We start from the raw sequence: 14,302 nt of genomic DNA, 5'->3' as shown, positions 1-14,302 counted from the left end.
CAACAGAGTTTTGACTGACACACCGCTTTTGCACGCAAGCCTCGCTCCTACAGGTTTTGCGTTTTAGCTGGCCGGTTGCAGTGTCTGCGATTCGGCATTTGGGCCTGAAGCAGCCTGCGGCTTGAGTTCACGAGCCACAGTCCAGACGATGAACGCAGCCACGATGTCGAAAATCGCCAGCACCACGAACAGCGGGCTGTAGCCGATCTTGGTCACCATCACACCAAACACCAGCGTGAAGGCCGCCGCACCGAGGTAACCGAACATGCCGCCCATGCCGGTGGCAGTGGCCACTTCGTTTTTGCCGAACGAGTCCGAGGTGATCGCATACAGCGCGCCGGACAAGGTCTGGTGAGCGAAGCCACCGATGCACAGCAGCGCAATGGCGGTGTACGGGCTGGCAACCAGGCCGATACAGGCAGGGCCGATCATGCACGAGGCACCGAACAGCAGGACCATTTTGCGCGAGGTGAACAACGACACGTTGCAGTGCTTGTGGAAGAACGGGCTCAGGTAACCGCCGAGTACGCAGCCAAGGTCGGCGGCGAGGAACGGCAGCCAGGCGAACATCGCGATCTCTTTGATGTTCATGTGGCGTTCAGTCATCAGGTACAGCGGAATCCACGCGTTGAAGGTCTGCCAGGCTGGCTCGGAGAGCATACGGGCGCTGGCGATGGCGTAGAAATTGCGGCTGCCGATGATCTTTTTCCAGCTGCCTTTTTTCGTTGCGGTGTTTTTGAAGTGATCTTCCTGACCGCCGAGGATGTAATCGCGTTCTTCGTCACTCAGGCGCTTTTGATCGCGTGGGTGCTTGTAGAAGATCATCCACAGGAAAGTCCAGGCCACGCCCAGGCCGCCGACGATCAGGAACGCCAGTTCCCAACCGCTGTGCAGAATCGCCCAGACCACCAAGGGTGGTGCCAGCACGGCGCCAATCGACGAACCAATGTTGAACCAGCCAATGGCCACCGAGCGCTCTTTGGCCGGGAACCATTCAGTGGAGGTCTTGACCGCCGCGGGCAGACCCGCCGCTTCCGTCAGGCCAAGCAGGCCGCGGACGAATGCCAACCCCTGCCAACCGGTCGCCAGAGCCGCCAGTGCGCAAGCAATCGACCAGGCGAAGGCAAAAATGGCGAAGCCCATTTTGGTGCCGATGGCATCGATGATGTAGCCCGCCACCGGTTGCATCAGCGCGTAGCAGACTTGCCAGGCGACGACGATGTGCGAGTACTGCTCGGTGGAGATGTTCATTTCGCTCATCAGTGTCGGAGCAGCCACTGACAGGGTATTGCGCGCCAGGTAGTTGACCATCAGGCCGGCCGTCACCAGACCGACCATCCACCAGCGGATGCCTTTGACTTTCATCACTTCACCATTCTTTTATTTTTGGATTTTTTGGTGTTTCAGTTGTTGTAGGTTGTCGTACAACATGCGTCTTTATAGAAGTGAGAGGGCGAAATTGTCAACAAATATGTCAGAGGATTTACAGGAGGAAGCGACGGGCGGAAGAGGCCGTCATCGTATGACTACTCGAAATGGGTCATGTAGGAGCTGCCGAAGGCTGCGATCTTTTGATGTTGTTTTTAAGAGCAAGATCAAGAGATCGCAGCCTTCGGCAGCTCCTACAAGGGCCAGCGTTCAGTCAGCGGCGTTGCAGGAGGCCGCGCAGGGCGAAGAAGGCCGGAATGCCCAGGCCCAACCAGCTCAGGGCGTCCCACATTCCATCGCCAAGCAACGCGGCAAACAATCCCGCCGCACTGAACAGGGCGATAACGGTCGGGGTGCCGAAGACCTTCCAGAAGTTCGACTGCCGGGGCTTCATGCCAGGCTCTCCGCTTTTTCCAGGACGGGTTTTGCAGCCTTGCGCCGCACCACCCACAGGTAAACCCCACTGCCAAGCACAATGATCGTCAGCACATCCAGGGTCGCCCAGAGGATTTTCATCGGCATGCCACCGTAGTCACCAAAGTGCAGCGGTTGCGACATGCCCATGGCGTCCATGTACCACGGACGCTCGGCCACGGCGGTCACTTGAAGGGTGCTGGCGTCGATCAGCACTGGCGTCAGCAGGTGCGACGTCAGGTGCGTGCTGCCCTTCATGAACACCGCGTAATGGTGCTCGCTGGAAAACCGCGTGCCGGGGAAGGCGATAAAGTCCGGTTGCATGCCCGGTGCGGCGTCTTCGGCGATGTCGAGCAGACGGGTGGCCGGCGCTAGATGTGTCAGCGCAGGTGCATCGCGGTACGGCGCGACCATCGCGCTCAAGCTGTCGTTGCGCCAGGCGGCGATCAGCAAGTCGGCACAGGCGCTGATGACACCGGTCACGCCGACGACCAAGGCCCAGGTCAGGGTCACGACGCCGATCAGGTTGTGCAGGTCGAGCCAGCGCAAGCGAGTGGATTTGTCCTGGCGGACGGTGGCGAATTTCAAGCGGCGCATGAATGGCAGGTACAGCACGGTGCCGGAGACGATCGCCGCTACGAACAGGATGCCCATGAACGCCAGCAGCAACTTGCCCGGCAGCCCGGCGAACATATCCACGTGCAGGCGCAACATGACCAGCATGAAGCCGCCGTTGGCCGACGGCGTCTCCAGCGCTTCGCCGGTACGGGCGTCGAGCATGAAGGTGTGGGATGAGTTCGGCTCGGTCCCGGCAGTGGGCGCCATGATGGTAAGCACGGCGTTGGGTTCGTCTTCTTCGAAGCCGAAATATTGCACCACTTCACCGGGACGATGCTTTTCAGCGGCTTGCACCAACTGCTGCAGATCCAGCTGCGGGGTGTCCGCCGGCATTTGTCTGACTTCAGGAGCATCGCCCAGCAAGTGGTCGATCTCGTGGTGAAAGATCAACGGCAGGCCGGTCAGTGCCAGCATCAGCAGGAACACCGTGCAGATCAGGCTGGTCCAGGTGTGGACGGCGGACCAGCGACGAATTGTTTTACTTTTCATTTCATGACCTTCAGAAATACCAAAGCCGTCCTCGAAGGACGGCCTGGGTATTGGGCGTGTCAGATCAAACCGTTACCACTTGTAGGTGGCACTGGCGACGACGCTGCGCTCATCACCGTAGTAGCAGTAGAAACCGTCGCAGGTGGAGATGTAATCCTTGTCGAACAGGTTGGTCGCATTCAAGGCCAGCGAGGCGCCTTTCAGGCTGTTGTCCAGACGGCCGAGGTCGTAATGGACGGCAGCGTCAAACAGGGTATAAGCGCCAGCCTTGCCCAGCCAGGTGTTGCCCTGGTCGCCATAGGTGTTGCCGGTGTAGCGCGCACCAGCACCGATGCCGAAACCGTCCAGCACGCCGTTGTGCCAGGTGTAGTCACCCCACACCGACGCTTGTTGGTTAGGCATCAGTTGCAGGCGATTGCCCTTGTAGATGCCATCTTGCACTTCGGACTTGGCCAAGGTGTAGGCAGCGGTGACCTTGAGGTTTTCGGTCACGTCGGAGACTGCTTCCAGCTCCAGGCCTTTGACTCGCACTTCGCCGGTCTGGCTGGTGACAGGGACGTTGCCCACGTTGGTGGTGACGGAGACGTTTTTCTGGGTCAGGTCATACACCGCAGCGGTCAATAGCGTGCTGCTGCCCGGTGGCTGGTACTTGATGCCCAGTTCCCATTGCTTGCCTTCGGTCGGCTTGAACGAGTCGGTCGGCGAGGCTGTAGCGTTGCTGGTCGGCTGGAACGACTCGGCGTAGGACAAGTAAGGCACGAAGCCGTTATCGAACACATAGCTGATCGCCGCGTTGCCGCTGAAGTTCTTGTCGCGTTCAGTGTTGGTGGCATCGTTTTTGTTGAAGAACTTGGTACCGGTATGCACCCAGTCCTCACGACCGCCCAAGGTCAGGCGCCATTGGTCGAGGGCCATCTGGTCCTGGACGTACAGGCCGGTTTGCTGGGTTTTCTGATCGTAGTCATAAAACGCAGACGAGCGCGGTGGACGAACAATCGGCAAACCGTAAATCGGATTATTCACGTTGATGCCCGGCGCACTGCCGAAGATCGAGGTGTAGTTGGTGTTGTTGCGCTGATGGTCCAGCCCGAGCAGCAGGGTGTGGTGGATGTCACCCGTGGAAAAGTCGCCCTGGAAATTGTTGTCCACGGCGAACTGGCTGATGTCTTCGTCCACGTTGGTGGTGCCGCGACCGGTATTGCCTTGATCGTCGACGACAAATCCGAAAGCGGCAAATGCCGGAATGTAGCTGTTGACGGTCACTGCCTGGAACGACAGGTCCGACTTGGTGTAGCGCAGGTTCTGACGGAACTGCCAGACATCGTTGAAGCGATGTTCAAAGGAATAGCCCAGCGCATAGTAGGTGCGGTCGTAGTACTCGTAATCCGGATCACCCAGGTTTTTGTGGTGCGAGATCTTGCCGAAAGGCATGTCGATCTTGGTGCCCTGGATCGGGTAGAACTGGCTGGTGATCCCGGTATCGTCATGGGTGAATTGGGTGAGCAGGGTGAACGTGGTGTCTTCGTCAATGTTCCACGTCAGGCTCGGCGCAATGTTGTAGCGCTTGTCATCGATATGGTCGATGGGGGTGCCACCGTCACGCAGTACGCCGCTGAGGCTGTACAGGAACTGACCTTCATCATCGATCTTGCCGGTGCTGGCGAAGTTGATCTGGCGGTGATTGTCGCTGCCGTATTGCAGCTGGATTTCGTTGCTGGATTCGGCGGTTGGGCGACGACTGACCATGTCCAGCAGGCCACCCGGTGGGGTCTGGCCGTACACGGACGAGGCCGGTCCGCGCAGCAGGGCAAGGCGATCGAGGTTCCAGGTTTCCTGTTTCGGGTTCGCGTACACGCCTTTAGGCAGTGGCAGGCCGTCGAGGAACTGGGTCGGTTCGAAACCGCGCACACGCAACCAGTCGGCACGAGTGTCGCTGCCGTAACTGCTGGCGGTGATGCCGGGCAAGTAACGCACAGCGTCATCGAGCGTGTGTACGTTACGGTCGTCCATTTGCTCGCGAGTGACTACGGAAATCGACCGCGGTACTTCGACCAGTGCGGTGTCGGTTTTGGTGCCGGCGGCGGTACGCTTGGCCAAGTATCCTTGCACCGGGCCCCACGCGCTTTCCGTGTCTTCTACGCCAATCACGCTGGTCGCCGGCAGAGCCATCGCGCCCTCGGGCACCGCCACCAGGCTGTAGCTACCGCTGCCGCTCTCTTCCAATTGCAGACCGGTGCCGCGCAAGGCTTCGCGCAGCGCGCTGGCTGCGTCGAACTGGCCTTTGACCGGTGCCGACGTCTTGCCCGCTGCCAGCGATGGATTCAGCGACAGCGCGAGACCGGCCTGGCTGGCGATCTGGTTCAGCGTGCTGGCCAATGGCGCGGCCGGCAGGTTGTAGGCGCGAACGCTAGACGCCTGTTCAGCGGCGATCAGTTGGCTGCTGGCCAATGGCGTGCAAAGGGCAATGGCGACCGCCAGCAAACTGGGGCGCAACAAGGTGTCTAGCGAACGGGACATACAGCGGCTCCTGAAAGTGAATACTTCTCAATTGCTTAGGTGCCGGATGAAAATCAAAAAGTGATAGGGCTGGATGAAAATAATTTCGATTCAGCAATTGTGGTGTGGCTGATGGCCTCTTCGCGGGCAAGCCTCGCTCCTACAACTGATTGCGCTGTACCTGTAGGAGCGAGGCTTGCCCGCGAAGGTGTCATACCAGGCAAAAACATCTCTTCAGGGCTTGGCTTCGGTCTTCGCTGCCACCGTCACCCACCATTGCGTGTGCTGTTCGATCTGCACCGGCAGCGTCGGGAGCAGGGCGTTGAGCGCCAGGTCGGTGTCCTTCAACGGGAAACTGCCGGTGATCCGCAGATCAGCCACTTCCGGAGCAACGCCCAAATAGCCGCGACGATAGCGCCCAATCTCGTGGATCAGATCCTCCAGCCTCGCGTTGTCCACCACCAGCATGCCGCGAGTCCAGGCATCGGCACCGAGGTTCAGCGCCACAATCGGCCCCAGGCCGTTGCTGCGGATCAGCACCTGCTGGCCTTCATGCAGAATCTGTTCTTCAGGGTTCGCCTCGGGATGGGCGGCCACCGCCGACTGCAACACGCTCAGACGCGTACCGTCTTCTTCGCGCTTGACCAGGAACCGTGTCCCGAGCGCGCGCATGCTGCCTTCGCGGGTCTCGACGATAAATGGCCGGGGGTCACCATGGCCGGTTTCTACGAGGATTTCCCCTTCCTGAAGGACGACCAGCCGCTGTTTCTCATCGAAGCGTACGTCTACGGCGCTGTGGGTGTTGAGGTTGATCAGCGTGCCGTCGGCCAGGCGAATGGTGCGTTGCTCGCCGGTGGCAGTGCGCTGATCAGCCAGCCAATAGCTAAGTGGCACGTAACGATCAGCGGCGAATAGCGTCAAGCCGACCACGGCGAAGACGCTGGCCACGCCGCTGCCAAGTTTACGGACGCGTCGGCGAATGCCTTCTCGCGATTGCAGCAAAGCCGTGCGGGCCGGGCCGCTGGCGACACTGAAACGCTGGTCAAGCATTCCCAACTGACGCCATGCGCGGGCATGTTCTTCGTGGGCGGCGTGCCATTTGGCGAACTCTTCGCGCTCCACCGGGTTGCCGGAGTCCAGGGACAATTGCCAGGCAATCGCCGCGTCCAGCACCTGCGCCGATACCGGTTTGGAACTGACCGGGCTCATGTCGGCTCACCGTACAGCGCGATGTAGCACTGACGGACGCCTTGGGCCAGATACTGGCGCACACGCGGCACCGATACCCCGAGGCGCTCGGCGATTTCGGCATGGGAGAGGCCGTCAAGACGGTTGTAGATAAATGCTGCGCGGGCCTTGCTGGATAATTTGCCGAGCAAACGATCAATGTTTTTCAGGTCTTCGAGGATCATTTGCTGTTCTTCAACCGATGGTTGCTCGGCTTCGGGAATCAGCATCAGTTCGGTGAGGTAGGCCTGTTCCAGCGCGGCGCGGCGGAAGTAGTCGAACAGCAAACCCTTGGCAATCGCCACCAGAAACGCCCGCGGCTCGCGCGGTTCTTTCAGTTCCTCACGGCCCAGCAAGCGCACGAAGGTGTCCTGGCTCAGGTCTTCGGCCCGTTGTGGGCAAGCGACATTGCGACGAAGCCAGGTCAATAGCCAACCGCGATGGTCGCGATATAACGCACCGACGAGCTCACTTTGAGGGCTTGGGACTGACGACACGCAGCATCACCGATTGGGAAGTGTTAACTAACGAGAATTGTTCGCGATTGTGTCAGAGGCAGGAGAGGTAAGCAATTAACGTTGGTCGGGTAGGAGTTTGATGTAGGGCCATGTAGGAGCTGCCGCAGGCTGCGATCTTTTGATTTTGATTTTTCAAGATCAAAAGATCGCAGCCTGCGGCAGCTCCTACATGAGGGGGGTGTTAGAAGGACGGAGTTTGCTGTCGGCGCTTGCGCTGATTCAGCCGTTGCTGCAAATTCAACGGGCTATGAATTTGCTGCTGTCGCGCTCGGCTGAACAGGATCAACGCCAGCTCCGCAGTGGCCAAGGCATCGGCGCTGGCGTTGTGGCGTTCAAAAACCTCCAGCTTGAACCAGTCGATCCATTCGTCCAGGCCGGCCTCGCGGATGTTGGCTTGTGGGCAGAGCAATGGCGCGATATCCGCCACGTCGAGAAAGCCATGCGGCAACTTGTAGCCCAGATGATCTTTCAATGCGCGGCCGAGCATGTGTTGGTCGAACGGCGCATGAAAGGCCAATACCGGGCTGTCGCCGACGAATTCCATGAAATCGAGCAACGCCTCGGCCGGGTCGCTGCCGGCGGCAATCGCGCTGGGACCGAGGCCGTGAATCAGCACGCTGGGGCCGAGTTTGAGTTCGGCGCATTGCAGGGTGCGTTCGAATTGCTGGCTGAAGTCGATCGCGCCGTCCTCGATCACTACCGCGCCAATGGACAGCACGCGGTCTTTGTTGAGGTTCAGCCCGGTGGTTTCCAAGTCCAGCACGACCCAGCGCTGCTCACGCAAGCTGCATTCACTCAGCCCGGTCAGCGTCGGCAACCGTTGCAGACGTTGTTGCCGCTCACCGGAGAGGATTGGGCCAGCCGGGCGAAGCCACGAAAACAGGCTCATAACTGGTACCGCAAGGTCAGGCTGCTTTGCAGGCGCTGAGCCTGGCGCAGCGACTCACGCAGGATTCGCCGATCCAGATGATTGAGGCTGTCCGGATCGACGCGGTTGGAGTAGGGCAAGTTCTCCCGGGTCTGTAGCTGATGTTGCTGCATGCGGGTTTGCTGGATGAAGTGATACGCCTCTTCGTACGCAGCGCCATCCAGCGGCTCGATGACTTCTTTGTCCACCAGTTGGCGAAAACGCTCCAGCGTATTGTTTGTCTCGATCCCGTTTGCCAACGCCAACAACCGCGCACCGTCGACGAACGGCGTCAGGCCCTGAACCTTCAGGTCCAGGGTGGCCTTCGCGCCATTTTTGCGCGCGAGTACAAACTCGCGGAAACGTCCTACGGGAGGGCGATTGCGCAGCGCGTTTTCGGCCATCATCCGTTGGAACAAACGGTTGTCGCCGACCTGATCGAGAATGCCGCGACGCAACTGTTCGCAACCTTGCTCGCTGCCCCAGACCACGCGCAAATCGAAGTAGATACTCGAACCCAGCAGGTTCTCCGGTGTGGCCTCGCGGATAAACGCGGCGAAGCGTCTGGCCCATTCGACTCGGGACAAGCACAGCTCGGGGTTGCCGGCCATGATGTTGCCCTTGCACAAGGTGAAGCCACAGAGCGCCAGGCTTTGATTGATCTGCAGTGCGATGGGCAGCAATTTGCCGCGAATTTCCGCCGCGTGGGCGGCGTCCCGGGCTTCGAACAGAATGCCGTTGTCCTGATCGGTGTGCAGCGTCTGCTCACGGCGGCCTTCGCTGCCGAAACACAGCCAACTGAATGGCACGCCAGGGTCGCCTTTCTCGGCCAGGGTCAGTTCGATCACGCGGCACACCGTGTGGTCGTTGAGCAGGGTGATGATGTGGGTGATCTGCGTCGAAGAGGCACCGTGGGCCAGCATGCGCTCCACCAATTGGCCAATCTCGCCACGCAGCGTCACCAGATTTTCCACACGCTGGGCGCTGCGAATGGTGCGCGCCAAATGCACCAGATCGACCCGTTGCAGGGAAAACAGGTCGCGTTCCGAGACCACGCCGCACAAGCGCTGATCCTTGACCAGGCACACGTGGGCGATATGCCGTTCGGTCATGGCGATCGCCGCATCAAAGGCGCTGTGATCCGGCGACAGGAAAAACGGCGCCTGGGTCATGTGCCGATCAATGGCTTCACTGAAATCGCCGGTGCCGTTGGCCACCACTTGGCGCAAGTCGCGCAGGGTGAAAATCCCCAGCGGCGCTTTCTGCTCGTTGACTACCACAATGCTGCCGACTTGCTGGTCATGCATCAGAGTCACGGCTTCACGCAGCGGCGTGTTCGGGCTGCAAGTCACCGGATGACGCATGGCCAATTCGCCGAGACGGGTATTGAGCGAATACTGGGTGCCGAGGGTTTCCACGGCTTTCTGCTGGACTTGCTGGTTGACCTGATCCAGCAAGCTGCTGACGCCGCGTAGGGCAAAGTCGCGAAAGGTGCAGGAAATGGCGAACAGCTTTATGAACGCCAGCTTGTTCAGCTGTAGGCAAAAGGTGTCTTCGGCGGCCAGGTGTTCGGTGCGCGTCGCACGCTCACCCAGCAACGCGGCGAGGGGAAAACACTCGCCGGTGGTGATCTCGAAAGTGGTTTCGGTCCCACCCTTGGCCGTGTGCGGGCGCTCGCCCACCACCCGGCCTTGCTTGACGATGTAGAAGTGCTCAACGGGGCCGTCGGCAGGCTTGATGATGCTCTCGCCGGGGGCATAAAAACGCAGCTGACATTGTTCAACCAGATACGCCAGGTGGGCGTGTTCCATTTGATTGAAAGGCGGGAAGCGCTGAAGGAATTGCAACGTGCCCTGGATGTTCTGCAACACCGCGGTTTTCCCTGCCTGTGTGAAGGCGTCCGCTTTACTCATAACCATTACCGCAGTCTTTTTTGGATTTGTTGTTGTCGGATGACTCAGCCATGGTCGGCCCCTACGAGCGGGGTGCCCATTGGACGTAAGTCTAGGTAGGCAGCAAACGTGACGGAGCGTCGGAAAAACCCTACGCAAATGTGAGAAAAACCTACGCTTTCCCCTATTGGAAAATTTTCCGACGAAGTGCACATTGAAGGTCTGCTTAGCGATGTCTCACCACTGTGCTAGGGAATAGAACTGAACATGTAGAGAATGCCATGTCCGACCACGATATTTTGAGTGACGCCGAGCGCAAAGCGCTCAGTGCCGTCATGCTGGAACCTGACCTGCCGCCGCAGCGAGTGCTGATCGTCGACGACGATAAAGACGCCCGAGAGCTGCTATCAGAAATTCTGGCGCTGGACGGGATTCGCTGCATGACCGCCGCCAGTGGCGAAACCGCACTCAAGATGCTGGATGAAAAACCTTCGATCGGGCTGGTCATTACTGATCTGCGCATGGGAAATGTCGATGGGCTGGATTTGATTCGCCAGGTGCGCGAGTCAGTGCGGGCGGCGCTGCCGATCATCATCGTTTCCGGCGATGCCGATGTGAAAGACGCCATCGCCGCCATGCATTTGAGCGTGGTGGATTTTCTGCTCAAGCCCATCGATACCGGCAAGTTGCTGGGGCTGGTGAAGCATGAGTTGGGGATGGATCTGTAAAGAAAGATCAAAAGATCGCAGCCTTCGGCAGCTCCTACATTTTGAATGCGTATTTCTGTAGGAGCTGCCGAAGGTTGCGATCTTTGATTTTGCCTTCAACAAAAAAGCCCTGATCTTCCGATCAGGGCTTTTTCATTTGCAGCGCTAACGCTTACTCAAAGGCCATTGGCAGCCTTGAACTCGCGACGACGACGGTGCAGAACCGGCTCGGTGTAGCCGTTCGGCTGCTTCGTGCCTTCGATCACCAGTTCGACGGCTGCCTGGAAGGCGATGTTGCCGTCGAAGTTCGGTGCCAGCGGACGGTACAGCGCGTCACCCGCGTTTTGACGGTCAACCACCGGCGCCATGCGCTTGAGGCTTTCCATCACCTGATCTTCAGTGACGATGCCATGACGCAGCCAGTTGGCGATGTGCTGGCTGGAAATACGCAGCGTGGCACGGTCTTCCATCAGGCCGACGTCGTTGATGTCCGGCACTTTCGAACAGCCGACACCCTGGTCGATCCAGCGCACCACATAACCGAGAATGCCCTGGGCGTTGTTGTCCAGTTCGTTCTTGATCTGTTCCGCGGTCCACTGCGGGTTTACAGCCAGCGGAATGGTCAGGATGTCGTCCACCGACGCGTGGGCACGTTTGGCCAGTTCGGCCTGACGGGCGAACACGTCAACCTTGTGGTAATGCAGCGCATGCAGGGCCGCAGCGGTTGGCGATGGAACCCAGGCAGTGTTGGCGCCGGCCAATGGGTGAGCGATTTTCTGTTCCAGCATCGCCGCCATCAGGTCGGGCATCGCCCACATGCCTTTACCGATCTGTGCGCGGCCTTGCAGGCCGGTGCTCAAACCGATATCGACGTTGGAGTTCTCGTAAGCGCCGATCCATTTTTCCGCCTTCATGTCGGCCTTGCGCACCATCGGGCCGGCTTCCATGGAGGTGTGGATTTCGTCGCCCGTGCGGTCGAGGAAACCGGTGTTGATGAACACCACGCGCTCGCTGGCTGCCTTGATGCACGCCTTGAGGTTGATCGTGGTACGACGCTCCTCGTCCATGATCCCGACTTTCAGGGTGTTGCGTGGCAGGTCCAGCACGTCTTCGATGCGGCCGAACAGCTCGTTGGTGAACGCCGCTTCTTCCGGACCGTGCATCTTCGGCTTCACGATGTAGACCGAGCCGGTGCGGGTGTTTTTGCGCGACGTGTTGCCGTTGAGGTTGTGCTTCGCTGCCAGGCAGGTCACCAGGCCATCGAGAATGCCTTCCGGCACTTCGCTGCCGTCTTTGTCGAGGATCGCATCGATGGTCATCAGGTGACCGACGTTGCGCACGAACAACAGGGAGCGACCGTGCAGGCTCAGTTCTTTACCGTCGACGCCGGTGTAGGTGCGGTCGGCGTTCATGGTGCGGGTAAAGGTCTTACCGCCCTTGGCGACTTCTTCCGACAGATCGCCTTTCATCAGGCCGAGCCAGTTGCGGTAGATCACCACTTTGTCATCGGCATCGACGGCGGCGACGGAGTCTTCGCAGTCCATGATGGTGGTCAGCGCGGCTTCCATCAGAACGTCTTTGACGCCGGCAGCGTCGGTCTGGCCGACCGGGGTGCTGGCATCGACCTGGATTTCAAAATGCAGGCCGTTGTTTTTCAGCAGGATCGCGGTCGGAGCCGAAGCATCGCCCTGGAAGCCGATCAACTGGGCATCGTTACGCAGGCCAGAGCTCTTCAAAACCGAGTTGCTGCCACCTTTGAGGGCGACGACCAATTTGCCGTCAACGATTGTGTAACTGGTGGAATCGACGTGGGAGCCGGCTGCCAATGGTGCCGCTTCGTCGAGGAAGGCGCGGGCGAAGGCGATGACCTTGTCGCCACGAACCTTGTTGTAGCCTTTGCCTTTTTCCGCGCCACCAGCTTCGCTGATGGCGTCGGTGCCGTAGAGCGCGTCGTACAGCGAACCCCAGCGGGCGTTCGAAGCATTGAGCGCGAAACGGGCATTCATCACTGGCACCACGAGTTGTGGGCCGGCCATGCGGGCGATTTCTTCATCGACGTTTTGCGTCGTAGCCTGGAAATCGGCTGCTTCTGGCAGCAGATAACCGATGTCTTGCAAGAAGGCTTTATAAGCCACGGCGTCGTGTGCTTGACCGGCACGGGATTGGTGCCAGCCATCAATACGAGCCTGGAAATCATCGCGTTTGGCGAGTAGGGCTTTGTTCTTCGGCGCCAGGTCATGAATGACCTTGTCGGCACCGGCCCAGAACTGATCGGCGGTGAGGCCGGTACCGGGAATGGCTTCGTTGTTCACGAAGTCGAACAGGACTTTGGCGACCTGAAGGCCACCGACTTGAACGTGTTCAGTCATTGCTTGCCTCACTCTGCTCAGCTATTTCGCTTTTCAGCTCTTCAATTTAACAATGAAGCCTATGGCATTTAAACCACAAACCCTGCGACCAGTGCATGCCATTTCTGACGGCTGGGTTGGGACCAATCAAAGGCGCGGAGGCCTTGCTGACGGGGCTTTCAGGGATGCGGCTGCGCCTGTGGCAGACATCGATCCAACGTTATGTAGTGCGCGCTGCGGCATACTACATGATGAATTGCGCTTGTGAAAATCAGACTAATTACGTCGTTCTGCGACCCCATGACGCATTGCAGTCACGGCGAGGCACGGGATGTTCTCAAAAAAGTATGAGATTGTTCCAGTTAAATATAAAAAGTTGTACACGATTTTCGTGTTCAGCAGGCTCGGTGTCTCTTCTTTCGCGGGCAAGCCTCGCTCCTACAGGGCAACGCAATCCTTGTAGGAGCGAGGCTTGCCCGCGAAGGCGTCGGTCGACTCAGCGAGGGGTCAACCCTTGCCTATACTTGGTTTTCTATAACAAAAGTCATGACAAGAGGGCTGCGCCATGGACCACCTCGTACTCACTGTATTCGCTCCGGACAAGCCAGGGCAGGTCGAGCGCATTGCCCAATGCATTGCCGAGCAGGGCGGCAATTGGCTGGAAAGCCGCATGTCGCGCATGGCCGGGCAATTTGCCGGGATCCTTCGGGTGGGCGTGCCCGCTGAAGCCTACGACACACTGGTCGATGCCCTGCAAGGTTTGTCGGCGCACGGCATTCGCGTGCTGATCGCGGAAAGCGGCATAGAACAATCCTGCACCTGGAAACCGATTGCCATGGAGTTGGTGGGTAACGACCGGCCGGGGATTGTGCGTGATATCACCCGATTGCTCAGCGAGCAGGGGGTGAATCTGGAGCGACTGGTGACGGAGGTGCGTCCGGCACCGATGAGCAGCGAGCCGCTGTTCCACGCCGAAGCGATTCTCGCCGTGCCGTTGACGTTATCGCTGGACGTGCTGCAATCGCGCCTGGAAACCCTGGCGGATGACCTGATGGTCGAGTTGGTGCTGCGCAGTGAACCGTGATCAGGTTATCCAAGTTAAACGTGCACCTGCCTGTGGATAACCTGTAGAGACAGCCCGCCAGGCCACGCCGGCCGGGGCTTTTCAGGATCTGATCAAAAAACCAGCAGTTTCAGTAACTTGCGCACAATCGCCGGGGATCAGGCTGTGGATAACCTTGGGAAGGAATGATGCAGG

The 14,302-nt window shown here is 59.1% G+C and carries 11 protein-coding genes; 2 read left to right on the top strand and 9 right to left on the bottom strand.

The window, feature by feature from the left end:
* Window positions 1-63: 63 nt before the first annotated feature.
* The 8 genes from KUF73_RS22960 to KUF73_RS22925 all read right to left on the bottom strand — a co-directional run bounded on the left by KUF73_RS22960 (window position 64) and on the right by KUF73_RS22925 (window position 10,010).
* Window positions 64-1,365, bottom strand: a complete 1,302-nt coding sequence (locus tag KUF73_RS22960) for an MFS transporter (protein WP_218440301.1) — start codon at window positions 1,363-1,365, stop codon at window positions 64-66.
* Between the two features lie 277 nt (window positions 1,366-1,642).
* Complete coding sequence (locus KUF73_RS22955; protein ID WP_218440300.1) at window positions 1,643-1,822, bottom strand: hypothetical protein; 180 nt, start codon at window positions 1,820-1,822, stop codon at window positions 1,643-1,645.
* Window positions 1,819-2,949: a PepSY domain-containing protein gene (locus KUF73_RS22950; protein ID WP_218440299.1), complete on the bottom strand. Its 1,131-nt coding sequence runs from the start codon at window positions 2,947-2,949 to the stop codon at window positions 1,819-1,821. The genes KUF73_RS22955 and KUF73_RS22950 overlap by 4 nt, the downstream gene beginning before the upstream one ends.
* Window positions 2,950-3,021: 72 nt before the next feature.
* A complete protein-coding gene (locus tag KUF73_RS22945) occupies window positions 3,022-5,466 on the bottom strand; it encodes a TonB-dependent siderophore receptor (protein WP_218440298.1) in 2,445 nt (814 codons plus the stop codon).
* Window positions 5,467-5,679: 213 nt separating this feature from the next.
* A complete protein-coding gene (locus KUF73_RS22940) occupies window positions 5,680-6,654 on the bottom strand; it encodes a FecR domain-containing protein (RefSeq protein WP_218440297.1) in 975 nt (324 codons plus the stop codon).
* Window positions 6,651-7,169 carry an RNA polymerase sigma factor gene (locus tag KUF73_RS22935; protein WP_218440296.1) on the bottom strand — a complete coding sequence of 173 codons (519 nt, stop codon included), beginning with the start codon at window positions 7,167-7,169 and terminating at the stop codon, window positions 6,651-6,653. Before KUF73_RS22935 ends, KUF73_RS22940 begins: the two co-directional genes overlap by 4 nt.
* Before the next feature lie 202 nt (window positions 7,170-7,371).
* Window positions 7,372-8,079: a PolC-type DNA polymerase III gene (locus KUF73_RS22930; protein WP_218440295.1), complete on the bottom strand. Its 708-nt coding sequence runs from the start codon at window positions 8,077-8,079 to the stop codon at window positions 7,372-7,374.
* Complete coding sequence (locus KUF73_RS22925; RefSeq protein WP_305516112.1) at window positions 8,076-10,010, bottom strand: putative nucleotidyltransferase substrate binding domain-containing protein; 1,935 nt, start codon at window positions 10,008-10,010, stop codon at window positions 8,076-8,078. The genes KUF73_RS22930 and KUF73_RS22925 overlap by 4 nt, the downstream gene beginning before the upstream one ends.
* Window positions 10,011-10,270: 260 nt before the next feature.
* Here KUF73_RS22925 and KUF73_RS22920 point away from each other — a divergent pair, with 260 nt between their 5' ends.
* On the top strand, window positions 10,271-10,717 hold the full coding sequence (locus tag KUF73_RS22920) for a response regulator (protein WP_218440293.1): 447 nt from the start codon (window positions 10,271-10,273) through the stop codon (window positions 10,715-10,717).
* Between the two features lie 155 nt (window positions 10,718-10,872).
* Here KUF73_RS22920 and KUF73_RS22915 read toward each other — a convergent pair whose 3' ends face one another.
* A complete protein-coding gene (locus tag KUF73_RS22915) occupies window positions 10,873-13,065 on the bottom strand; it encodes a malate synthase G (protein ID WP_218440292.1) in 2,193 nt (730 codons plus the stop codon).
* Window positions 13,066-13,609: 544 nt separating this feature from the next.
* Here KUF73_RS22915 and KUF73_RS22910 point away from each other — a divergent pair.
* Window positions 13,610-14,128: a glycine cleavage system protein R gene (locus KUF73_RS22910; protein ID WP_218440291.1), complete on the top strand. Its 519-nt coding sequence runs from the start codon at window positions 13,610-13,612 to the stop codon at window positions 14,126-14,128.
* The last annotated feature ends 174 nt before the right edge of the window (window positions 14,129-14,302 follow it).

The sequence above is a fragment of the Pseudomonas sp. PD9R genome, from assembly GCF_019200975.1.
GTDB lineage: Bacteria > Pseudomonadota > Gammaproteobacteria > Pseudomonadales > Pseudomonadaceae > Aquipseudomonas.
Note: the sequence above shows the minus strand (reverse complement) of the source record. Positions and strands in the feature narration are given on the sequence as shown.

Coding starts and splice junctions, on each gene's coding strand:
- KUF73_RS22945 (WP_218440298.1), bottom strand. CDS start 5,466: ATGTCCCGTTCGCTAGACACCTTGTTGCGCCCCAGTTTGCTGGCGGTC.
- KUF73_RS22925 (WP_305516112.1), bottom strand. CDS start 10,010: ATGAGTAAAGCGGACGCCTTCACACAGGCAGGGAAAACCGCGGTGTTG.
- KUF73_RS22955 (WP_218440300.1), bottom strand. CDS start 1,822: ATGAAGCCCCGGCAGTCGAACTTCTGGAAGGTCTTCGGCACCCCGACC.
- KUF73_RS22915 (WP_218440292.1), bottom strand. CDS start 13,065: ATGACTGAACACGTTCAAGTCGGTGGCCTTCAGGTCGCCAAAGTCCTG.
- KUF73_RS22950 (WP_218440299.1), bottom strand. CDS start 2,949: ATGAAAAGTAAAACAATTCGTCGCTGGTCCGCCGTCCACACCTGGACC.
- KUF73_RS22910 (WP_218440291.1), top strand. CDS start 13,610: ATGGACCACCTCGTACTCACTGTATTCGCTCCGGACAAGCCAGGGCAG.
- KUF73_RS22930 (WP_218440295.1), bottom strand. CDS start 8,079: ATGAGCCTGTTTTCGTGGCTTCGCCCGGCTGGCCCAATCCTCTCCGGT.
- KUF73_RS22940 (WP_218440297.1), bottom strand. CDS start 6,654: ATGAGCCCGGTCAGTTCCAAACCGGTATCGGCGCAGGTGCTGGACGCG.
- KUF73_RS22960 (WP_218440301.1), bottom strand. CDS start 1,365: ATGAAAGTCAAAGGCATCCGCTGGTGGATGGTCGGTCTGGTGACGGCC.
- KUF73_RS22920 (WP_218440293.1), top strand. CDS start 10,271: ATGTCCGACCACGATATTTTGAGTGACGCCGAGCGCAAAGCGCTCAGT.